This is a genomic window from Allosediminivita pacifica (genome assembly GCF_003054175.1).
GTDB classification, from domain to species: Bacteria; Pseudomonadota; Alphaproteobacteria; order Rhodobacterales; family Rhodobacteraceae; genus Allosediminivita; species Allosediminivita pacifica.
In genome coordinates this window covers 1-21,891 of sequence record NZ_QBKN01000041.1, presented here as the reverse complement: position 1 = coordinate 21,891, position 21,891 = coordinate 1, and the positions used below count along the sequence as shown (strand labels likewise).

Below are 21,891 nucleotides of genomic sequence, written 5' to 3'. Positions count from 1 at the left end.
AAAGTTATGGCGGCGCTGTTGCGCCAAGCCGGTCGAGGCACAGCCGGTCTTCGGCCAGATCAGGCCATTGAAAGGGCCGTATGGAGCGGACATGGACGGGTCAGAACGGAGACGATGGCGATCGCGGATGCCCGTCAACCTGACCGGCTTTTCACCGGCGGATTGGCTCACCCGCGACAGGCCATGCGCATCACTCTCCAGGCGCCCGGCCCGACGTGCCCCCCCCCGCGATCGCAGGTGCAGTCTGCCGCTCGAACGGTCCGCCATTCCCGCCGCACGGCCAAGGGCAGCGACGCGGGTCTCATGCCGATCCGCACACCGCCCCATACCGGCAATCTGACGATTGGGATGGCAGTCCAGCACTGATCAGGCCCCGCCTCATCGGATCGCCTGCAGTGTCAGGCTCTCACGGGAGAGCTGTCCGAAGGCTCGGCTGCCGAACCGGCAATGCGGAGAAAGGCGGAAACGCCTACAGCGCCAGCGCCGATAACAGCGAAGATCATCTGCCAGGTCTCCGAGGGCATCATGGCCCTGGCGATCCCTAGGGTGGCGTGGAAGCCGGCACCACGAAGATCAGGGTGATGACAAAGCGCGCCCAGAGCGGCCGGACGAGTATGATCAGCGCCTGGCCGATGGCCAGAGTCAGGCCGGCGGCAAAGCCACCGACGAGGATTGCTCCGAGCCAGCCTGCACCGGTGCCATAGACCCAAATACCGGCATGAAGTCCGACGAAGAACGGCAGGGCGAAGACGGCAAGGTTGAACAGCAACCAGCACATGGCTGCGACGGCGGCAAAAGATGAAAGGATTCCGAGAACGAACATGGTGGTGTCTCCCGTTTGACGTGGAACGGTCGCGCCTGCCACGACCACCATGGCGCAACCCAAAAGTTAGCAGAGTTCTTTTCTTTGGGCGAGACACGAGGTGACCCGCCCCCTCTGAGGGAACCAGCCGATCGTTGACCCGTGGTGCAGATTTTCCCACTGTGTCGTGATGATCTACGTCCTGGCATATCCACAGTTTGAGCCGAGTGTCGCCGAACGCATTCGTCGGTTTCGGACCGAGAACGAGCCGGCCAGAGCCAAGCTCGTCCTCCCACACGTAACTCTCGTGTTCAGGCTGATGAATATCAACCCTCATGAGTTCCAGGAACACTGCGAGGCAGTGGCCAGCAGGTCATCGCAGTTTGAGGTGTCTTTCGTTTCTGAAGAGATTGCACACGATCCCTTTGAACAGACCTATAAACTGCTACTCGTAAGCTCGAGCGGAAGTTCCCAGTTGGCGGCACTGCATGAGCAACTCTACGAAGGCGCTCAGAGGGCGGAGCAAAAGGAAGATATCCCCTATCGTCCACACATGACGGTCGCGACGAACCCTGATCGAACGCTTGTCGAGCGTTTAGAGACGTCTTCCCTCGGAGGCTTCCCGCTCTTGGGAACCATCCGGGCGCTGGAGGTGCTTAAGCTTGAGAATGGGAGCTTACACCACCTCCGAACCATCCCGTTCGAAAAGTCGGGCTAGGGTTCGAGGGCGACGTGCGGAAGCGCGGCAGGTGGTCGTGCTTGATCCGCGCCGCGCCCCTACACTTCCGGCCCAGAGCGGTCGATCAGACCCTCCCAATGCTGCGCAGCAGCATTCTCCAATGCCGTCGCTCAGCCCGAGCGCAGCGAAATCTGCGCAAGACAGCCATAGCTGACCTAGCAGCCGTTCGCCCCTGGCATCAGGATTAGTTGCATTACAGCATGATTCACCAGTTGGGCAGAAGTCTTTCGGATAGAAGCGCGTGGTAGCATCCGCGCCTTGGATCGACAGAAGTCGCTAACTGAGAGGTTATTTTGCGGAAATATCGTTGAAAACGTCTTTCTGGTTGGCTACATGTAGCCTTGGAGGCCCAGATGATTTACAAGCTCGAAATCGCGAACTTCTACTCTGTTCGGGAGCCGCAGGTGATTGACCTGACCGTCGGACGAAAGGTTCCTGAGGAGGCCGGACGGCTCGTCAAGATCCACGACGGGTCAGAGGATCGTGCGCCCCGGGTGATCGCCATTTACGGGGCAAACGCCTCGGGCAAGTCGAACGTCCTGCGGGCTATCGCCTTCCTCAGCTGGTTCGTGCAGTTCAGCTTCGAGCACAAGGCGCGGACCCTTCTACCCTACCAGAAGTTTCTGACCGAGGCCCAGGGCTCAATGCCTACCAAGCTGTCGATCACCTTCGCGGGGCTTGAGGACCCTCTCACCGATGGGGCGACGAGAACCTGCCCGTACGTCTATTCACTTGAGCTCGGCACCCGAAGCGGCGGGGAAGACCGGGTTCTTCACGAGAGCCTGCACTATCGTCCGAGCGGCTCGGCCAGGTTGGTTCGTGTGTTCGAGCGCGACGGGGCGGGAGCGGTGAAGGTCGCGCCCTGGCTCGGGCTTGGACGGGAGCTCACCGTTCTCGAAAGCATTTTGCGGCCTGACGCGAGCGTCATCGCCACGCTGGGCCAGCTCAACAACCGGCTGGCGCTGAGCTTCGTGCAGGCCGCCAACGCGATCGATACGAACATCTTGCTGACCCGGTTTGAGCGGAACGACTTCGACCTGCTGACTGGCTATGCGCGGAACCCGGAGCTACTGAGCGCGCTGAACCGTGACATCCGGCGCATCGATCTCGGGGTCGACCAGGTCCAGATCCTCGCGGAGAACGGCGGGCCGGTCGCAAGCTTCACGCACGCCGGGCTCGATCAGCCAATCCGGATGATCTTCGAAAGCCATGGGACCCAGCAGTTTTTCCGGGTCTACCCGACCATCCACCGGGCGCTCGCGCTCGGGGGGGTGGCGGTGATCGACGAACTGGACGTGGCGATTCACCCGTCCGTCCTCCCGGAGATCCTTCGATGGTTCGCCGACCCGGAGCGAAATCCTTATGGTGCGCAGCTTTGGATGAGCTGCCACGCTGTGTCCCTGCTCGACGGTTTCCTGAAGGAAGAGGTCCTTTTCTGTGAGAAGGCGCCGGACGGGGCAACCCAGATCTATGGCCTCGGCGACATCAAGGGGATTCGGCGCGACGAGAACTTCCTGCAGAACTATCTCGGCGGGGTCTATGGCGGGGTTCCGAGCATCGGATGAGGGGGCGTCGGGTCATAGAGCGACGGGCAAGGGTATTCTTGGGTTGTGAAGGAGAGAGCGAGCAAGGCTATGGCGCCCTGCTTCAGCGGCTGGTTGACGCGAGCGGAGCCAAGATTCACGTGGTTCCTGTTAACCTCCAGCCGGCCGGTGATCCGCTGGAGTTGGCGAAGAAGGCGGAGCGCAAGCTGGCAGAAGAGATCAGGCGGGGCGGCCCATTCGCGGCACAGGCGGTCATGCTGGATACCGACCGGTTGCCGGAGCTACCGGACGGCGGCCTAGAGGCGAGAGCGATCCTGGCCCGGAGCGGAATGATCGCGATCTGGCAGCGCCCGGATTTCGAAGGCCTCTTGCTTCGCCATTTCGCCGGTCACGAACATGATGACCCGCCTCGTGGCAGGTCACTGGCCGCGCTTTCCGCCCTCTGGGTTGGCTACCACAAGAACATGTCGGCTGCGGAGCTTCAGAGAAGGATCGGGCTCGATCACGTGTCGCGGGCAGCCGGGGTTGAGCCCGATCTTGCCGAGCTTCTAAAGCGGCTCAAGCTCATTGCGCCCTGACCGATGGGGGAAGCGGGTTCGGCTGGACCGGGGCCACGTCTTAGACGTTCCGGCCCTGGAACAACGCTGTCACCGGAAATCTCGGCCGAGTTTTGACACAGCCTAGACCCATTGCGGACCTTCGTGCCAGATGCAGAGGAAGACCGGTCAGCCCATAGCCGCCGCTTACAGTTGTCGTTCGAGCTTTCCTCCGGCCTCGCCCTTCTCGGCCGGCTTTAGTCAGGCCGGTCATGCTATGCTTGGGAGGGTCCAGCTATCTGGAACACCCAGCCGTCGAGTTGGATGTCCTTTGTTACATCACTATGACTATCACGCAATAAGTTGTGGCGTTCGAGTGCAGCCTCCCGGCCCGCAGAAATGCGCGCCTCGAGTGCGGCGTCATCACCCTGACGCCTCAGGGCCTGGGAAAGGGCGTCCCACGTCCCGAAAAGTCTGCAGGATTCTGCTTCGAGTAGTTCGACCTTGTGGCCAATAAATATCCGCATGACGGCAGCGAGATTGTCCGGATCTACAGATCTGTCGCTCGCCATGCTATCCACCAGACCGTTGGCAGCTCGTTCGAAGCGCCGGAGCTCCACCAAGGCCTTAAGATCGCACGGATAAAGAGACAATAGCCGCTCGGAAAATCTCCCATCGCCCAGCCAATCGCGTAAGTCCGTTAGTTCTTCGAGAATACCGTCCGACACCGAATCGATCCGCTCGAACATAGCGTCAAGCAAACCGGCACTCTCGGCTCGCTCAAGCAGGCGAGTCCAACTCTTGTCACGCCAAAATCCGGTACATCCGAGTTTATACTGGAGCAGCAGCTCGAAGGCCTGCATCAACGCGGCCTCAGGCAGTGTATCGACAAGCTTAAGAAGATCCCCTTTTTTTCCAAAACTCGCGATTTCAACAAAGCATTCACCGAATAAGGGATGATCCGGGTTCCTCGCAATCGCGCTCACGATCCTTGGCCAAGCAGGGTTTTCTGAATGATGGGTCGCATACCACCAGAGTGGTTGCGGATCGCCGCGGTACATCCGGATGCAGGCGGCAAACAACTCTGCGCCGAGCGCACTATCGATCTCTTCGGCGGTACCGTTCAAAAGCTTGGCAGCACCGGTCAGTTGTTCGACGAGCGGCTCAGGAGGGCTGGCGCTTGTCAGAACCGTGGCGGCGAGCCAACACTTGTCTGATCTGTCTTCCGCAAGCGCCCCGGACAGTAGTGCATGTTCCTCAGGGTTGAGGTCATCCCAATATTTGACCAACCATTTCATTGTGACGATACGCGCCCCCGTGTCGGGGACATTGATTAGATCGCGCAGTAGGGAGAGGCGTCGTTTCGGCTCCAAAACGGCGAGCAGCGGTTCGACGATCGCAAGCTCATACTCATCCAGTGTGCGATATGCGAGCCGCCTCTGTAGGCGATGCGCCCAAGCTTCTATCGCCGAGCCAAGCGCATCTGCGGGCAGCGCCTCAATCGCATCGTCCAGCACCGCGTTCAGGCGGCCGTTCCGAAATGAAACTGATACCGGAAGATGCTCAATTACTGTTGGTAGAAGTTCGGCGAACAAAGTCCAAGGTGGCGCCTCGCCAAAATATTCTACTCGATTAAATAGGACTAGCCGGTTGAAAAGGACGCTGGCACAGCCGGTCGATTGTGCCTGTGCTTGCAACATTCCGATCAGTGCCCGGCGCCGGCGCCCTTCGAGTGTCGCCCAGCTGGACGCGACATTTTGAAGAACGGCAATGCTAATCGAAGGAGCGCGGTCGTGTGCAAGCCATTCAATTATGTCTTCATCGTCTTCGCGGGGTATTGCGAACCAAACGCCAGCCGCCGCGCCGCGGATGACGGCTTCGTCAGCACGAAGGAAGCGACGGCAGACAGCGGCGCTCATCGCTTCGGGATGGAGTTCAAGAGCGAGCAAGATACGTCGTCCGAGTGCCAAGTCGAGACCGAGCGGCTCGTCGGCATCGATTGCGTCAAGATAGGGCTGAATCTCGTCGATAGGTGAGGCCGTGATGAACATCTGCCTCTGATCAGCGATAAACCCGGCCCCATTGCTGACGTCGATATCTTCGAGCTCGATCAACACCTGATCCGCCCAGTCCGGTAGGCGGTCGCGCTGATCCGGCGTCAATTCGTCCGCCATGTCGATGAGGAGCGAAAAGCAGGCGTCGCGGGTTGCCGGGAAAAGTGAACGCAACCCTTTACTCGCGATCGCGAGGATAGATGATCGGTCATCAGGCGCCACCACCGCACGGAGCCATCTCAAATTGCGCGCGGCTGCTAGCGAAGTTACAGCTTCGACGCAGGCTAGGCTGCGTTCAGCCTGTTCTAATAGCTGATCACGGTCTCTCGGAATGTCAGGACGCTGAAGCGCTTGAGCGCCTGCGCGCAGATAGGGATGAGTGAAGTTAAAGCCTCTCTCGCCAATATCAAGAACGCGTCGGCGCTGAAGATTATCAATGGCATGCTGCTGGGTCTCAGAGAGCAGCGGAGGCTCCGTGTAGGCCGGGGGCGGACGCGGATCTCCGCCGAAAACAATCACATTGAAATCGGGTTTGAAGCCCGAACGCGCCGCCCCACCATTGGCGATGAATGCAAGCTCCGAGATGGCAGCCGCTTGGCCAGGCGCAGTCGCAAATGCCACTGCAGAGAGCATGGCACGGTAACCCGGCGAGGCGCCCGCAAGACCACGCGCGAAATCCACAGCATCGCTGCGAGCCTGAAACAAAATTTCGGCGGCGCCCGCGTGGGGAGGCAGGTAATCGAACGTCTGAGCCAGATACGTTAGAGCGCCTGGGTCGCGAAGCTGATCATCTCGTTCGATGAGCGTTACAATCCGTTCAATCGCGGCTGGCTCGATGTCTAGGGATTCAGCTATCGCCCGCCAGATTGCAATGGCTCGGTCGGGTGATAGCGGGGCAATCCTTAGCCACGACCAAGCACCCACCGCACACGCTTCAATTGTTGCGGCGGCACGTGACTGGAGCAGGACTGAATCAGTTTGCGCAACGATGAGTCTCCGGTTGGGCGGCAGACGCTCGATAAGTTGTCGCAATGCGCCTAGGCGGGCACTGGCATCGGCAAGTGGCTCACGTGCGCCGAGCGGGTCATCGAGAATATAAAGCCGCGCGGCGCCAATTGTGTCGGTGAGAAAACGCTCAGCCTCGTCGATATGGCTGCCGACCCCAACCTCGAACCCGTGATGTTGCAATTCTCCGCCGATGCGCCGAGCCGTCCACGACTTGCCGGCACGAGGCGGTCCGGTAAGCAGTAAAGTTCCTTGATGTTCGAGAAGCTCGACAAGCTCAGCTTCAATTCCACGATCAAGATAATCGGCTGGTCGCACCGCCCGGGGAGCGCGGTGATCCAATTCGTGCTGAAGCGCAGGAACGACATCCTCTTGGCTGCGCTTAGCGGCTCCAAGGTGGTCAGTTAGGCTAGCGAGAATACCGCGGATCGACAGCGTATCGAAGCGGCGGTGCTGCAATGTTCGATGGAGGCGTACCTCGACTGTCTCTGCGGTCTCACGCTCGACGATGGCTAGATGCGTGAGCGCGCGCGCATGTTGGGCAAGCGGCCGCTCGGCGAGCTTCTGCGCATCGGCACGGCGCTCCTCTTGGAGTTTGGTGGGCTTTTTGGGCAGTGCCTTCTCGCCGACCGTCTTCACTGCCGCACGCAACGCTTCGGCAAGCGCGTCGGATGTCGGCCGCCCATCGACCAGCGCGCGCGGCGTGCGGTCTAGGAGGAGTGGCGCGAGGATGTCGTCACAGCGGGCCGTCATGACAAACAATGCGGCTCGGTTTTCCATATCCATCAAGCGCTCGAGCAGTGAGCCTTTTGCGTTGCGATCCGGATAATGAAGCAGATAGTCCGCGAGCATCGCCATGCTGACCGATCCGGTCGCACCCTTGACCTGAACCTCGACCGTCGCTGCTGGCAGGTCTCCAGTCGTCGGCCAAGAAAGTGTTGCATCTTCACTGCCCTTCTGCTCCGGGACCATCGAAATGGGACCGTCTTCCAGAGCTGCGAGTGCCAGATCCACACATACAAGATCTTGAAAAGCAAATTTTTCAGGGCCGATGATAGCGATTGTCATAGTAAATGCGATACTTCGCGCGACGCTGGCTGACAAGAAGCGTCAATGAAGTGGATCTGGTAACGAAAAACTATTGTCTGGAGATCGCTCATGCTGCGAGCGTTCGGGTCCGCTATTGCGCATCGCTGCCGTTCGTCCGGGGCGCAGCGAAGGTCGGCCCACCGCCCCGACACGGGGCTAGGGCAAAGGGATCGCTGCGCCGCGTACGGATGGCCGCTGTCCCGGGTTTGCTGCAGGTGCCACGCCGCGCGCTGCCGTCAGGCAACTCTCCGCCCACCGCAACGGATGCAGGAAGCTGCGCGGTCATTTTGAATAGGTGCAGCGCTCACGCGCTGCCATCCGCGAGGCGGTAGACCGGGATGCCCATCTTGCGGGCCTTGTCGGCGAGGTTTTCCTGAATGCCGGTGCCGGGGAAGACGATGACCCCGATCGGCATGGTATCGAGCATCCGGTCGTTGCGCTTGAACGGCGCAGCCTTGGCGTGTTTCGTCCAGTCCGGATTGAAGGCGACCTGCGGCACCTTGCGATTGTCGGCCCAACTGGCCGCGATGCGTTCGGCACCTTTCGGTGATCCGCCGTGCAGAAGGACCATATCGGGGTGCTTGGCATGAACCTGATCGAGCCTGTCCCAGATCAGTCGGTGATCGGTGGTATCCCCGCCCGAGAAAGCAATCTTCGGCCCGGCGGGCAAGAGCACTTCATTATCGGCCCGGCGTTTTGCGGCGAGAAAATCTCGGCTGTCGATCATGGCCGAGGTCATCTGGCGATGGTTGACCCGCGAGCCGGAGCGCGGCGACCAGGGCGTGCCGGTGGTGCGCAGGTAAATGTCGGCAGCGGTGTCGCGGAAGACCTCCATGCTGTCGCGGCGCTCGATCAGGCTGTGACCGACGCCGATCAGGGTCTCCAGCTGGACGGATTTCACCTCGCTTCCGTCCTGTTCGCGCTGAAGGCGCTTCTGAGCCTGCTCGTTATCGTCGAGTTTGCGTTCGATCCGTTCCACGGCGCGGTGGAAGGTGTTGACGGTGGACCACATGATTTCGTCGAGATCGAAATCGAGGCTGGTATCGGCCATGGTGGAGATCAGGGCGTCGAAGATGTCGGCAACCGCGCCCTGGATGGCGGTGTCCTCGGGGGTGATCCGGGGATCGGCCTCGCCCTCGGCGGGACGGTAGCCATAGAGTTCGAGCGCTTCAATGACATGGCCGGTGGGAGACGTGCTGTGATCGGGTTCGAATTCGTCATGGGCATACATGGGATGTGTCCTTCGGCTGGACCGCGACCGTCGCGGCCTTCATGGCGACGACAAGCCCACGGGCGCTCCGGTCTGACAGCCCGAGCTCTTTGCGAGGGCCTTGATGGCAAAGCCCGGCTGATTTGTTTCGCGCTGTAAAGGCGGCTCTGCCGCCGACGGAAATCAGTCGGGCGCCGCCATTGCCGGGCCGGAGCGTTTGTGGGCCGCTCGCCCTCTCAAGAAGGCCAAGGCGCGGCCCCCTTGCCGAGGTGCCGCAACCCCTTGCCCATGGCGGGATCGGTTATCCCCGATCACGGCCCTCTCTGGCTATGACGCAAGCGCCATGAAGCGGCTGACGTCCTCGGGGGCGATCTGCACCCGGATCTGCGCCCGAAGCGCCTCCAGTCCGTAGCTGACGAGATCGTCGTTGAAATCCCCCCGCACGGGCGAAAGCGTGATCGCCTCGATCCCGGCCCCGATGGCCCGGTCCACCAGACTGTCCCGCGCGGCGTCGCCGGCAGGATCGTTGTCGCGCACGATATAGAGTCTGCGAAGATGCGGGGAGAACTGGATGGCGGAGAGATGCCCGGCCGAAAGTGCGGAGGCCATCGGCATCTTGGGCAATGCCTGGCGCAGCGAAAGGATGGTTTCGATCCCCTCGCCCGCTGCCATGACATCCTGCACCTCGCCAAACCGGACAGCGCTTCCGAGCAGGTCTCCCATCGCCTTTCTCGGTGGATCGATCGGCGCTTTCCCGGAGCCGTCACGTTGAAGCCAGGTGCGATGCGCACCGGTGATCCTGCCGTCGAGGTCAGTGACGGCGGCGATCATGGCGGGCCAGGTTTCGGTTGGGCCGCCGCCCTCCGGCCGCCAGTAGCAGGTCGGATGGGAACGCAGATTCTCGGTTCCGCGTAAATCCGTAATGCCGCGTGTCCGCAAATACGTCTCCGCGAGGCTGCCGGTGAGCGGCTGTGTCATGCGCCAGAGCCGTCGGGCCGCCTCGGACGATCCCGATGGTGCTGGCTGTGTTCGGGATCGGCGGGACTGCGGCTCCGGTTCAGGATATGGCAGGCTGAGGAAGCGGCGCGCTTCCTCGGCAACGTCGGCAAAATCGATGAGGCCGAGGCTTTCGCCGATCACGTCGAGCAGATCGCCATGTTGCCCGCTCTGGGCGTCGGTCCATTTGCCGGCAGCCCCTTTCCCGGATTCCCTCCCGCTCAGGCGAACGAACATGGAGCGGCCGGGCGTGTTCCGTACATCCCCGACCTGCCAGTAATTGCCCTGCTTGCGCCCGTTCGAGAGATAGTAGCGGCATACCGCCTCGGCCTCTCGGCCGAGACGCTGCGCCAGTTCGGAAGCGTTGAGACGTACCATCACGCGGCCTCCCGCTCGGAAATGCGCTCGATCGGGAAACGGCCGAGCAGTTTGCCGATGATCGCCGGCCCCGATGCCCCCACCGGCACAAAGAAGCGCAGCTTCCAGGAGATGATCTCGCTGAAGAGACCATAGGTTCGCAGACGCTCTCGCATCGCGTCGGTGAAGCCGGTCAGCTCGATCCGGTTCGCGCCCATGACCCGGACGCGGCGCAATTGCAGCCCCTCGGCCAGATCGAAGATCGTGCGGCCCTCGATCAGCGCGGCATAGGCCACGTCCGGCGTGATGCTGGTCGCAACCCCGCTGGTGGCTGCATTCACCGCCCATGCGGGTGAGACACGGCGACCGATGATGCGTTCGCCCTCGTCGGTCTGGAGCCGATAGACGCGGGAGGAGTCCTGCGGCAGGCGTTTCCAGATCGGCAGAAGCAACCCTGTCACCATATGCAGGATGCTGTCGGTGAACTCCGGCACCTCGGCCAGCTCCGCCTTCCAGGCCACGGTGAAGGCGGCACGGTCGGCCTCAAGCCAATGGGTCTCGCCCATCGCCCGCACCGGAATGTTCATCGCCTCCATCGGCCGGATCAGCCGCACGCGCCGTTCGATCTCGCCATCATCCAGCATGACGCTGGTGGTCGGGATCTGCACCGCCGCCCGTCCGGACCGCTCGTTGATGAGCAGCTTCCCCCGCGGATCGTCGAGTTCCGCCAGCGCCGCATCCAGCGGCACCGGCTGATTGCGCCTGCGCTCGGTCAGGGTCAGCAGCCGGGTCTCCGCACCGGTTCCCGGATGGGTGTGGATCACCTGCCGGTCGGTGACAATGAAGCTTTCGGCACGCAGCGTCTCCAGCCCCATGTCATAGGTGCCGGATGCAATTGCCCCGTCGATCCGGGCCTGCAGAAGCTGCTCGAAGGCCGAGAACAGGACGCCCTGCAACTCGATGGTCAGCGCCAGCAGCCGGTTCAGGAAGGTGGTGATCGGCGGCAGGTCGTCCTTGATGCCATTCGCGTCCATCAGATTCAGGCCGGTGGCGGATTCAAACCGTTCAAGCGTGCAGCCCTCGACCTTGCCGCGAACGATCAGCAGATAGAGCTGGCGCAACGCATCGCGGGCATAGGCGGATTCCAAATTATCCTCGGGACGGAAAAGCCCTTGACCGCCGGTCTGGCGCTGCCCGCGGGTGATTGCGCCCAGCGTGTCGAGACGACGGGCGATCGTGCTGAGGAACCGCTTCTCGGCTTTCACATCCGTGGCGATGGGTCGGAAGAGCGGCGGCTGCGCCTGGTTGGTGCGGTTGGTGCGCCCGAGCCCCTGAATGGCGGCATCGGCCTTCCAGCCCGGCTCCAGCAGGTAGTGCACCCGCAGGCGCTGGTTCCGCGCCAAAAGGTCCGCGTGATAGCTGCGCCCGGTGCCCCCCGCATCCGAGAAGACCAGAATGCGCTTCTGGTCATCCATGAAGGCCGATGTCTCCGCAAGGTTCGCGGAGGGCGCACGGTTCTCGACGGCCAGGCGGGCCGATGCGCCTTCGCCCTTGCGCACGATCCGGCGCGAACGGCCCGTCACCTCCGCCACCAGATCGGTGCCAAAGCGCTGCACGATCTGGTCGAGCGCGCCTGGAACCGGCGGCAACGAGCCGAGCTGTTCGAGCATCTCGTCTCGCCGGGCGACGGCTTCTCGGCTCTCGACCTTCTGACCGTCCCGGAAAACCGGCCGCGAGGAGAGGTTGCCCTCGCTGTCGGTGAAGGGTTCGTAGAGCTGCACCGGGAAGGAATGCTGCAAGTACGAGCCGACATATTCTCGTGGCGTGACGTCGACGGAGATGTCGTTCCATTCGTCGGTCGGGATTTCCGCCAGCCGCCGTTCCATCAACGCCTCACCGGTGGAGACGATCTGGATGACGGCTGCATGGCCCGCCTCCAGATCGGCCTCGATCGAACGGATCAGCGTCGGGGTTTTCATCGAGGTCAGCAGATGGCCGAAAAAACGCTGCTTCGTGCTCTCGAAGGCCGATCTGGCGGCGGATTTCGCCTGCCGATTCAGCGTGCCCTCGCTGCCGGTGATGTTGGCGGCTTGCATTGCGGCATCGAGGTTATTGTGAATGACGGCGAAAGCACCGGCATAGGCATCATAAATGCGCCGCTGTTCATCCGTGAGCTGATGCTCGACCAGCTCGTATTCCACCCCATCATAGGAGAGCGAGCGCGCGGTATAGAGGCCGAGAGAACGCAAATCGCGAGCCAGCACTTCCATGGCTGCCACGCCGCCCGCTTCAATTGCTTCGACGAACTCAGCGCGCGTCTGGAATGGAAAGTCCTCGCCGCCCCAGAGTCCGAGGCGCTGCGCATAGGCAAGGTTGTGAACTGTGGTGGCGCCGGTCGCTGAGACATAAACCACGCGGGCGTCGGGCAGCGCGTGCTGGAGCCGCAGGCCCGCCCGTCCCTGCTGCGAGGCGGCAATATCACCGCGGTCTCCTTTGCCGCCTCCGGCATTCTGCATGGCATGGCTTTCGTCGAAGATGATGACCCCATCGAAGTCCCTGCCCAACCATTCGACGATCTGCTTGACGCGCGAAACCTTCTCGCCGCGGTCATCGGAGCGTAGCGTGGCATAGGTGGTGAACAGGATGCCTTCCGACAGCGAGATCTTTGCGCCTTGAGAGAAGCGCGAGAGCGGTGTGACGAGCAGGCGTTCCATTCCAAGCGCCGACCAGTCGCGTTGCGCGTCCTCGATCAGCTTGTCGGATTTTGAGATCCAGACCGCCTTGCGGCGCCCGCGCAGCCAGTTGTCGAGGATAACGCCGGCCGACTGGCGCCCCTTGCCAGCGCCGGTTCCATCTCCGAGCATGAAGCCCCGGCGGAACCGGATCGATCCGGCAGCATCCTCGGGCGCGGCGCTCACCTTGTCGAAATGCTCATCCACGGTCCAGGCACCGGCGAGGTGATCGGCATGGGCTTCACCGGCATAGATCACCGTTTCAAGCTGGGCGTCGGAGAGCCGACTGCGGATGTCGGACGGCAGCATGGGCCGGTAGGACGGCTTTGGCGGCGCGACCGAGGCCATGGCAGCGGATTGCACCAGCCTGGTCGGGTGCGGCGCGGCGCCGGGGATGCGCAACGATTGCAGCTCATATTCCTCATAGATGGCATCGGACAGGCGAGCGCCGTCCGGTGGCGCCCAGTCCACGGTCTCATAGGCGAGTTCGACGCCCTCGGGGTCGTTGGCAGGAGCAGCGGCAGGCCGCGCAGCTGTCGCGCGGGACAGATAGCCTCGCACGGTTTTCGGCGTGGCGGTCGAAGCGGGCACCACGATTTTCGGCAATGATACCGGCGAACGCTGCGGGACATGCGCCTCGATCCATCCGATCAGCGTGGCAACATCGGGGGCGATCCCCGGTGAGGCCGGGAAACGGAGCGGATCGTCGGCGGGCAGCTTGTCGATCACCGTCAGCCGCGTGTCGATGCGGGTGCCATGTCTGGCGAAGACCGCACCATCGACGGCGGCGCTGAACACCACACGGCCACGCGCCTGCAAGCGGATGAAAGCCTCCCGCCAGGCCGGAGCTTCGGGGCCAAAGCCAGCGCCGGTGATCGTCACCAGCCGACCGCCCGGAGCAAGACGGGCCAGCGCCGAGGCAACATGGCGAAGGGAAGCATCCGCCATCCGCCCTTCGACATTGGCCATGACCGAGAAAGGCGGGTTCATCAGCACCACGGACGGCACAGCCTCCGGGGTCAGATGATCGTCGATCTGGGCGGCGTCGAACCGGGTGACGGGACAGGCCGGAAAGAGGGACGAGAGAAGATCGGCGCGGATCTCGGCGAGTTCATTGAGGATCAGCGAACCGCCGGCAGCCTGTGCCAGGATCGCCATCAGGCCGGTGCCAGCCGAGGGCTCCATCACCCTATCATCAGGCGTGATGGCGGCAGCCGTCAGAGCGGCAAGGCCGAGCGGGATCGGCGTCGAAAACTGCTGGAAGTTCTGGCTTTCCTCGGAGCGGCGGGTCTGCGTCGGCAATAGTCCGGCGATCTTTGCAAGCACGGAAATCCGTGCAGCCGGAGACGCGGCTTTACGGAAAAGCGCCTTTCCGTATTTGCGTAAGAAAAGGACGGTAGCGACCTCGCCGGCCTCATAGGCGAGCTTCCAGTCCCAGGCGCCGGTAGCGTCCGACGCGCCGAAAGCCGTTTCCATCGCACCGCGCAATGTCACGGCATCGACGCGCTGACCGCGTTCGAGATGGGGGAGCAGATGATTGGCCGCAGCCAGGATCGCTGGCGCAGCCGCCAGCGGCGTGACCGGATCGGCCACGGGGAAAACCATGTTCATGTCGGGAACCTCAGGAGAGTGGGAAGGACAAGCCCGGACGGCGCTCTCTCTCGACCGCCCTGACCTGACCACTTCCGGCCCACCTCTCACTCTCAAAGCGCAGCATAAAAAAAGCGCCCCGACCGGACGGCGGGGCGCTTGGCAGTGTCTTCCCGGGATCATCCGAAGCGGCGACCGGCTTCGGTAAAGGTGTATTCATTGGCGGCGATGGATTCATCGACCACTTCGTCCGAGGACAGATAATCATATTCGCGCTCAAGCTGGCGGTAGAGCCAGCGGGCCAGATCGCGCAGCGCCTCGATGATCGTCTCCTCGGCATCGGCGTTCATGTCCTGCCCGGTCGGGCTGTCGCGCTCGACCGAGATCGACATGCAGTATTCGTGGTAATAATGGCCGCGATGGGTGGCTTCGGCGCGAAGCTGGTAGAAATTGCGCCGCTGGACCGTCTGCAGGGCATCGGCGATGCGATGCAATTCGGTGTCCTGTGGTGCGTGCTCCCGAATACGGCGCGGAGCATCCTTCGGGTAGGAATACCAAGATTCAAAGCAGGCACCGTCCCCCTGCGAGGAAAAGCCCCGGAACCAGATGCAGGGGTCTTGCCGTGTGCCGCCGCCCATCAACCGGACGGTTCGGGTCTTGAGGTTCAGCCCGAGGATTTCGGCGATGTGCTGGAAATCCTCGTAGACGGCATCGTACCAGTCATAATCGAAGCCGCCCTCGCGATACCAGGCGCGAGCCTTCTCCCTCGCCGCATCGGACAATTCGCCCGAGCGATAGACGGTGGTTTCGATGATCTCAGGCATAGGGCTCTCTCCCTTCGAGCACCGAGGAAAGCCAACCATCGGTGTAAATCCAGTCCACCGTTTCGCCGGTGGCAAGATCGAGGACATGCGCACCACCTCCGAAGCCATCGATTCTCGGCCTGGAACAACTGTTTGCATATTGAAGGCCCCATAGACCCGTCAGACCGAACTCGGTGGCGCAGCGTTTGACGAACTGGATGACATGCTCGGAATCGCCGGTGACGTCATCACGTATCCAGAGCTGAGTGCCACCATGTTCTGGCTGGATGGAGAGCAGGAAGCCGTCCGATGGCGGATCTTCGGCGGCATTGTCATCCGCCAGAGCGTTGTAGAGATCGAGTGCGCGGGCAGCGTTTTCGGGGGTGCCCACGTCAAGCAGGCAAGAAAAGTGCGTGAAATAGTCGGCCATGATGGTCTCCGGGCATGACATGGCTCGGCGTGAAACCGAGCCGAATGGGATGGAAAGGGTGAAGCTCATGCGGCCTGTGACAGGCGGAGCAGATCGGCCGCGGTCTCGCGCCAGAAGGGATCGACCAACCGTGCCTCCAGCGCCGCGGCGCGGTAACGCAACTGTCGCGCCTCGGCTGGATCTGATGTCCGAAACGCCATGCCGCGCAGGCGGCTGGCCTCGGTCACAATCCTGCGTGCCTCGGCATCGGAGGCGACTGGCTGTTGCCAGAGGATAATGCCGGCGCGGATTTCACCGGCGAGGACCAGGCGCTGATCTCGGTCCTGAATGAGCATGATGCGCGGCTGAAAATACGGGAAGCTGTCTGGCCCCGTGCAAATATCACCGCGCGCCACGCGCAAGGCCGCGGCCTGTATGGCCTCTTCCGGTGACGGGCATTCGCCAAGTGGGATCACGCGGTCAAAGCTGTTCGCCGCGTCACTGGCGTCATAGCTGGCCACGCCGAGGCACGAGATGCGCAGCGGCAGCTTTTGCGACCGATAAAGCGCGGGCAGAACATCGGCAGCCAGAATATGACCGATGTAACGGAAGGTTTCGGAACGGGCAAAGGTCATCGGAAGCACTCCATGACGGGCGCCGGTGAGCCTCTCTCTCCGACCCTCAACCCGTCACGGCCGAACGGCCCGCACTCTTCCTCTCTGACCGGACTTGGTCCCGGTTCCGCCGCCGACGATGGGGGACCATCGTGAGGCGCTGAAGGCCCGAAGCGCGGGTCTCCGCGCTCGGGCCGGCGGGGATGAGGCGCTTTCGCGCCTTACTCCCACGGGTCCAGCTCCAGCTTCACCATATCGTCGTCGCCGTCGAACTCGGCGGCGGGGCAAGCGGCGTGGGTGCCGTCTCCGGCCTGGAACACAACGATCGAAACCATCAGCGTGGCGGCAAGGCTGGCGGCGAAGGCGGTGGCATCTGCATAGGACATGGGTTCCGGCTCCTGTCTTTGGAGGCGGGGGACCATCCCCCGCGCTGACCAAGCGCCCGAAGTGTCTGACCGGATCTGCAATCACCCGAGGGCGTTCGGACTTTTCCCGAATCCCCGAGGGCGGCACGCGAAGCGTCAAGCCGACCCCTTTGGGGTTGAATGTCAAAGAGACGGATCGGACCAAGGTTTGCGAATGGAAGCGGGGGTGGTTTTTCGCATCTGACAGGATGCCGGATACCCGTCGCAGATGCTCTGCCGCGCCAGCCTTGCAGCCATGCTGGCATCAGGATCGTGTTCCCTTCAGGCCAGAGATGGCTGCCGCTTGCCCATGTGCAGGATAACCGGGTTTATGGTGAAGCTGGAGTTGTATCAGTGGATCGCCGAAAAGGAGCCCAGACCGGTCGCTCGCAGCTACCGCATGAATGGTATAGGCATATGCCAAGATGTGTGTTTGCAAATAAGGATCAACATGCGTGACACTCTGGAGCGGCAACAGGTGTGGATCTACTTCGCGACTGTCGCTCTTGCCGCGATCCTGGGATTTGCCCTGTCAGGCACAGGCGAATTGGAAGGCGGGATTAATTCCGCACTGGCCTTCATGTTATTTGTCACCTTCCTCCAGGTGCCGTTGCCGGAGATTGGCCGAGGATTCCGCGAAACGCGCTTTCTGGGTGCCCTTCTGGTCAGCAACTTCATCGCCGTTCCGATCCTTGCCTTCCTGCTATCGCAATTTGCCATAGACGACGCTCTGCTGCGTCTTGGTATCCTTATGGTGCTGCTGACGCCCTGCATCGACTACGTGATCACCTTTGCCCATCTGGGGCGGGCTGATGCGAGGCTGCTGCTGTCATCGACGCCGATCTTGCTGCTGGTGCAGATGGCGCTGCTGCCGATTTACCTTGGCCTGTTCCTTGGTGACGAAGCCGCCAACCTCGTGCGTGTCGGCCCGTTCGTGCATGCGTTCGTTTGGCTGATCGCCGTGCCGCTGATCTGCGCTGGCGCAGTCCAGCTTTGGGCTGCGCGGCATACGACAGGGCAGCGTGTCAGTGACGTTTTGGGGTTTCTTCCGATCCCTGCAACGGCCCTGGTCCTTTTCCTCGTTGTAGCCGCCACTGTTCCCGTTCTGGGGGCCGCCAGCCGCCATGCGCTATCCGCCCTGCCGATCTACATCGCTTTTGCCGTCACCGCCCCGTTCTGCGGCTGGGGCATCGCTCGCGCCTTCGGTCTTAAACCTGCTGCGGGGCGGGCCGTGTCCTTCTCGTCTGCAACCCGAAATTCCCTCGTTGTGCTGCCGCTAGCCCTTGCTGTTCCAGGTGCGATACCCGTGCTTCCGGCTGTGATCGTGACGCAGACCTTGGTGGAACTAATCGCCGAATTGATCTACATTCGCGTCTTTCCGCGTTTCGGAAGGGCGCACGAGGATCAGGCTCCGTCGGCCTGAACCGCAGGAATATCCGGCACAGATCCCAAAGAAAAAGCCCGATCATGAGGACCGGGCGAGTTGCGGAAGCGGAGCGGTTGGAACGGGACGACCGAAGCCGCCCCGCATGCGTGCTATTCAGCAGCGACCCTATGCTGTTCTTCCTCGTCGTCAGCCAGGTCGTCCTCACCATCGCCGGAGAGGAAATCGGGCAGATCGTCGGCTTCCGCCGCAGCGCCCGATGCCGGATCGACTTCGATCCCGTCATCCACCATGCGCAGCGGTTCAGGCAGCCAACCGGAATCGGCCAGCAGGCGTTCGGCCTCCTTGGCCATATCACCCTTCTTCAAGTGCCCGATCAGATCGGCAGCCCGATCTCCGGCCCCTTCACGCACAGCCTCAAGGATACGCGGCTTGGTCACGCGGCCGAGATAATTGCCAACCGTCGGCCGCCAGCCCACGGCCACCATGTCGAGGCCAGTTGAACGAGCCAGCCGGTCAGCCTGCGACAGGCGGATGTCCAGCCCGTGCTGACTAACGCCCGTGCCGCTGTAAGGGTTCGGTTTCTCATAGAGCGCGTTGATACCGTAGCTGACGCAATGGGCGAGCAGATCCATGCGCGAACCATCGTCCAGATCGGTCAGCCAATCCCAGAGGGCGGCATCGTCTGCCGGGACATGATCGCCCCAGCGTTCGTGGCGGTCAGCGATGGCCTTGGCCGACGCGCTATCGCGCAGATCCTCGGCCTGTGCGGGCAGATGAACCTCCCGGACCTGTGCTTCCAGGCATCCGCGACTGGAATGCGGCATGAAGCAATCCATGACCAGCCTGTGCAGCAGTGCCGTCATGGCGACATGCGGGTTCACGGCCACCGCATCCCGCAGCGCCAGCGTGCGATGCGCGGTCAGTTCGCTGACCAGGCGATCGGGCAGCGGCTTGATAGTGTCGGCCTCGTCTTCCTCCTCGGTTTCGACTGCCTGGCCGCCCAGCGTAATGACAGCACGCTGATGGCTGCTTGTCGGTTCTGCCCGCTGGATCACCTCGCCGGTTTCCGGGTCAATGATCTCAGCATCTGGTTCCGCAGGCGTTTCATCCTCGGCGCGAACATAGCCGCGTTCGATCAGCAATGCGCCATCGGCATCGATGCTGATGAAGACACCGGCCATGCCGATCTGGTCCGGCTCGAAGGTCATCGGGCGGCGCTCGAACGCTTCCAGCGCCTGTTCGATCTCGCCCAAGCGAGCATCGATCTCGTCCGGCAGTTCGTCAGCCTCACCATATTCGGCTTCAAGCCGGTCATATTCATCGCGCAATGCCTCGCGGGTAGCGCGTTCCTCTTCGCTCAGATCGACCGTGGTGCCGACAAGCTGGCGAAGGCCATTGTCGTGACCATAGGGAAAGGTGATGGCGACCTCGACCCATTTCCAGCCCTCGGCGGCGATGGCTTCGGCCTCGGCCTTCAGCTTTTCGCCCACCAGCCGGTCGAGCAACACGGGATCTTGCAGCCAGCCGCCATCGTCCTGCTGAAAGAGATCGCGCAGCACGCAGCCGCCAGCCTCTTCATAGGCTGCGATGCCGACAAACACCGCTCGCTTGTCGGAGGCTCGGACTGTGGTTTCGGTCAGCAGGCGGCGGATGTGGTACGGTTCCTTCTGCCAGCCATCCTTGATCGCTTCCCAGACCTGCTCCTGACGGGCATGGTCAGAACTGACGCTGAAGGCCATGAGCTGTTCCAGCGTCATGCCGTCCTCGGCATAGAGGTCGAGCAATGCCGGTGAGACGGAAACAAGACGCAAGCGCTGCTTCACCACCTTGGCATCCACGAAGAAGGCGGCGGCAATGGCTTCCTCGCTCATGCCCTTTTCCCGCATGGCCTGGAAGGCGCGGAACTGATCGAGCGGATGCAGGGGCGCGCGCTCGATATTCTCGGCGAGCGAAACCTCGTCGATCAGGATATCGTCTCCGGCCTCCGAGACGGTACAGGGTACCGGCGCGGTCTTGTTGAGGCGCTTCTGCTTGACCAGCAGTTCCAGCGCGCGGAAGCGGCGACCGCCGGCGGGAACCTCGAACATGCCGGTTTCCTTACCCTCGGCGTCGAGCTCGGGCCGGACATGCAGGGACTGGATCAGCCCGCGGCGGGCGATGGACTCGGCCAGTTCTTCGACCGAGATTCCGGCCTTCACCCGCCGGACGTTGGACTGGCTGAGCACCAGCTTGTTGAACGGGATGTCGCGCGAGGACGACAGGGTGATCTTCTGAGTGGCAATGACCATGTCAGGGTCTCCATGACGGACGCCGGGGAGCCTCTCTCTCCGGCAACCAGCCCGTCACGAAACCCCCACCCTCCTTTCCCTCTCGTGGCCGAGCCGGGGATGAACGCGCAGACCCATCAGAGCTCGCCGCGGGCACGCAGGCTGGTCTCCCGGCCAGCACCGGTGATGATGTGGTCGTGCAGCACTACCCCAAGGGACGCACAGGCGTTTCGGATTTCCTTGGTCATCGCGAGGTCGGCGGCCGAGGGCTCGGGATCTCCGGCCGGATGGTTGTGCACGATGATCAGCGCCGAGGCATTGAGCGCCAGGCCGCGCCGCAGCACCTCCCGGGGATAGACCGGGACATGATCGACCGTGCCGATGGCGAGGCACTCGTCGGAGATCAGCCGGTTCCTGCGATCGAGATAGAGGACATGGAAGCGCTCCACATCGCCCCTGATGGTGAGGGCGCAATAGTCAAGCACCGCCTGCCAGGACGACAGGACAGGGTTCTGGTTGAGATGGCGCAGCAGGATCTGCCGGGCCTCATAGACCACGGCCTGCTCCTGGGCGGAGAACCGGAACGGCTGCGGTTCGCTGGCGGATATTCTCATGTTTCGTGTCATGGTGCTGTTCTCCGACGGGCAGCCGGCCGGGCGCCGAACTTTCACCGCGTCACGAGGAGAAGCGCCGCCCTCTTCCTGCGGAGAGAGCGGCGCCGAAGCTGCAGAACCCCTCAGGAACTCGGGGGCTCCGCATCGGGGCGTGTTCCGCCTGGCAGACGGCCCGAGCGATAAAGCAGGCGCTCGGCATCGCGAATGCTGCCGGCATCCCGGGCGGCCTCGGCCCAAACCGAGATCGGGAAGGCCCCCGTGAACAGCAGATCCCGCTCGATACCCATGCCGAAGGGCAGCCGAATGGAACGCAGTTCGTTGAGGCTCCATGAGCCAAGCTCGGGGTAGCCGATATCGGCCAGGCCGAACATGATGTCACCGTCCTCGTCGAGCTCGGTCGCAAGCCAGACACCGGCGCCAAAGGGATTGAAGAACTTCACGATCGGAATGTGATCCTGATCGCGATCGCGGCCATTCGCCAGCAATCGGTCACGCTGTGTATCGGTCAGGAGGATCATGCCACGGCCCTCCCTTCCGTCGGGATCTGCCGCTCAACATCGGTGCTGTCGCCGGGCAGATGGGCCAGCAGCCAGTCGGCCGCCTTGCTGGCCTGCGAGGCGGCGCGGACGATCGCGCGAGAATCCTCGCGCATCACCTCCAGCCAGGAGCCGATGTAATCGGCGTGGCGCACAGTCGGGACGATCCCGAGCGAGGCGCAACAGAACGCGCTCGAAATCTC

The 21,891-nt window shown here is 62.5% G+C and carries 17 protein-coding genes; 4 read left to right on the top strand and 13 right to left on the bottom strand.

Features of this window, described 5'->3' with window-relative positions:
* Positions 1–541: 541 nt before the first annotated feature.
* A complete protein-coding gene (locus C8N44_RS21190) occupies positions 542–823 on the bottom strand; it encodes a hypothetical protein (protein WP_244641158.1) in 282 nt (93 codons plus the stop codon).
* 169 nt (positions 824–992) lie between these two features.
* Between C8N44_RS21190 and C8N44_RS21185 the strand changes: the two genes are divergently transcribed.
* From C8N44_RS21185 to C8N44_RS21175, 3 genes are all read left to right on the top strand, one after another.
* A complete protein-coding gene (locus C8N44_RS21185; RefSeq protein WP_107978756.1) occupies positions 993–1,520 on the top strand; it encodes a 2'-5' RNA ligase family protein in 528 nt (175 codons plus the stop codon).
* A gap of 362 nt (positions 1,521–1,882) precedes the next feature.
* Positions 1,883–3,106: an AAA family ATPase gene (locus C8N44_RS21180; protein WP_210204211.1), complete on the top strand. Its 1,224-nt coding sequence runs from the start codon at positions 1,883–1,885 to the stop codon at positions 3,104–3,106.
* Between the two features lie 38 nt (positions 3,107–3,144).
* Positions 3,145–3,663, top strand: coding sequence for a hypothetical protein (locus C8N44_RS21175; protein ID WP_093412707.1), 519 nt, complete (start codon positions 3,145–3,147; stop codon positions 3,661–3,663).
* A gap of 233 nt (positions 3,664–3,896) precedes the next feature.
* Here C8N44_RS21175 and C8N44_RS23230 read toward each other — a convergent pair whose 3' ends face one another.
* From C8N44_RS23230 to C8N44_RS21130, 8 genes are all read right to left on the bottom strand, one after another.
* On the bottom strand, positions 3,897–7,748 hold the full coding sequence (locus C8N44_RS23230) for an nSTAND3 domain-containing NTPase (protein ID WP_146178895.1): 3,852 nt from the start codon (positions 7,746–7,748) through the stop codon (positions 3,897–3,899).
* 325 nt (positions 7,749–8,073) lie between these two features.
* Positions 8,074–9,000: a DUF2493 domain-containing protein gene (locus C8N44_RS21160; RefSeq protein ID WP_107978754.1), complete on the bottom strand. Its 927-nt coding sequence runs from the start codon at positions 8,998–9,000 to the stop codon at positions 8,074–8,076.
* 306 nt (positions 9,001–9,306) lie between these two features.
* The gene (locus C8N44_RS21155) at positions 9,307–10,353 is read right to left on the bottom strand and encodes a DUF7146 domain-containing protein (RefSeq protein WP_107978753.1); all 1,047 of its coding nucleotides are present in this window, start codon (positions 10,351–10,353) and stop codon (positions 9,307–9,309) included.
* A complete protein-coding gene (locus C8N44_RS21150; RefSeq protein WP_107978752.1) occupies positions 10,353–14,675 on the bottom strand; it encodes a strawberry notch family protein in 4,323 nt (1,440 codons plus the stop codon). The genes C8N44_RS21155 and C8N44_RS21150 overlap by 1 nt, the downstream gene beginning before the upstream one ends.
* A 158-nt stretch (positions 14,676–14,833) precedes the next feature.
* Positions 14,834–15,478 carry an antitoxin of toxin-antitoxin stability system gene (locus C8N44_RS21145; protein ID WP_107978751.1) on the bottom strand — a complete coding sequence of 215 codons (645 nt, stop codon included), beginning with the start codon at positions 15,476–15,478 and terminating at the stop codon, positions 14,834–14,836.
* Positions 15,471–15,887: a hypothetical protein gene (locus tag C8N44_RS21140; RefSeq protein ID WP_107978750.1), complete on the bottom strand. Its 417-nt coding sequence runs from the start codon at positions 15,885–15,887 to the stop codon at positions 15,471–15,473. The genes C8N44_RS21145 and C8N44_RS21140 overlap by 8 nt, the downstream gene beginning before the upstream one ends.
* A gap of 65 nt (positions 15,888–15,952) precedes the next feature.
* Positions 15,953–16,501, bottom strand: a complete 549-nt coding sequence (locus C8N44_RS21135; protein WP_170121111.1) for a hypothetical protein — start codon at positions 16,499–16,501, stop codon at positions 15,953–15,955.
* A gap of 200 nt (positions 16,502–16,701) precedes the next feature.
* A complete protein-coding gene (locus C8N44_RS21130) occupies positions 16,702–16,866 on the bottom strand; it encodes a hypothetical protein (protein WP_009450567.1) in 165 nt (54 codons plus the stop codon).
* 349 nt (positions 16,867–17,215) lie between these two features.
* Here C8N44_RS21130 and C8N44_RS21125 point away from each other — a divergent pair, with 349 nt between their 5' ends.
* Complete coding sequence (locus C8N44_RS21125; RefSeq protein ID WP_210204210.1) at positions 17,216–18,307, top strand: arsenic resistance protein; 1,092 nt, start codon at positions 17,216–17,218, stop codon at positions 18,305–18,307.
* Positions 18,308–18,420: 113 nt separating this feature from the next.
* Here the strand turns inward: C8N44_RS21125 and C8N44_RS21120 are convergent, their stop codons facing one another.
* The 4 genes from C8N44_RS21120 to C8N44_RS21105 form a co-directional block, all read right to left on the bottom strand.
* A complete protein-coding gene (locus tag C8N44_RS21120) occupies positions 18,421–20,559 on the bottom strand; it encodes a ParB/RepB/Spo0J family partition protein (protein ID WP_107978748.1) in 2,139 nt (712 codons plus the stop codon).
* 116 nt (positions 20,560–20,675) lie between these two features.
* Positions 20,676–21,164, bottom strand: a complete 489-nt coding sequence (gene radC / locus C8N44_RS21115; RefSeq protein ID WP_244641159.1) for a RadC family protein — start codon at positions 21,162–21,164, stop codon at positions 20,676–20,678.
* 110 nt (positions 21,165–21,274) lie between these two features.
* The gene (locus C8N44_RS21110; RefSeq protein ID WP_107978746.1) at positions 21,275–21,670 is read right to left on the bottom strand and encodes a DUF2958 domain-containing protein; all 396 of its coding nucleotides are present in this window, start codon (positions 21,668–21,670) and stop codon (positions 21,275–21,277) included.
* A partial coding sequence (locus C8N44_RS21105) for a zincin-like metallopeptidase domain-containing protein (protein WP_245413001.1) occupies positions 21,667–21,891 on the bottom strand: 225 nt, incomplete at its 5' end. The genes C8N44_RS21110 and C8N44_RS21105, both read right to left, overlap by 4 nt.

Coding starts and splice junctions, on each gene's coding strand:
- C8N44_RS21190 (WP_244641158.1), bottom strand. CDS start 823: ATGTTCGTTCTCGGAATCCTTTCATCTTTTGCCGCCGTCGCAGCCATG.
- C8N44_RS21185 (WP_107978756.1), top strand. CDS start 993: ATGATCTACGTCCTGGCATATCCACAGTTTGAGCCGAGTGTCGCCGAA.
- C8N44_RS23230 (WP_146178895.1), bottom strand. CDS start 7,748: ATGACAATCGCTATCATCGGCCCTGAAAAATTTGCTTTTCAAGATCTT.
- C8N44_RS21160 (WP_107978754.1), bottom strand. CDS start 9,000: ATGTATGCCCATGACGAATTCGAACCCGATCACAGCACGTCTCCCACC.
- C8N44_RS21155 (WP_107978753.1), bottom strand. CDS start 10,353: ATGGTACGTCTCAACGCTTCCGAACTGGCGCAGCGTCTCGGCCGAGAG.
- C8N44_RS21150 (WP_107978752.1), bottom strand. CDS start 14,675: ATGAACATGGTTTTCCCCGTGGCCGATCCGGTCACGCCGCTGGCGGCT.
- C8N44_RS21145 (WP_107978751.1), bottom strand. CDS start 15,478: ATGCCTGAGATCATCGAAACCACCGTCTATCGCTCGGGCGAATTGTCC.
- C8N44_RS21140 (WP_107978750.1), bottom strand. CDS start 15,887: ATGGCCGACTATTTCACGCACTTTTCTTGCCTGCTTGACGTGGGCACC.
- C8N44_RS21135 (WP_170121111.1), bottom strand. CDS start 16,501: ATGACCTTTGCCCGTTCCGAAACCTTCCGTTACATCGGTCATATTCTG.
- C8N44_RS21130 (WP_009450567.1), bottom strand. CDS start 16,866: ATGTCCTATGCAGATGCCACCGCCTTCGCCGCCAGCCTTGCCGCCACG.
- C8N44_RS21125 (WP_210204210.1), top strand. CDS start 17,216: ATGGTGAAGCTGGAGTTGTATCAGTGGATCGCCGAAAAGGAGCCCAGA.
- C8N44_RS21120 (WP_107978748.1), bottom strand. CDS start 20,559: ATGGTCATTGCCACTCAGAAGATCACCCTGTCGTCCTCGCGCGACATC.
- radC (WP_244641159.1), bottom strand. CDS start 21,164: ATGACACGAAACATGAGAATATCCGCCAGCGAACCGCAGCCGTTCCGG.
- C8N44_RS21110 (WP_107978746.1), bottom strand. CDS start 21,670: ATGATCCTCCTGACCGATACACAGCGTGACCGATTGCTGGCGAATGGC.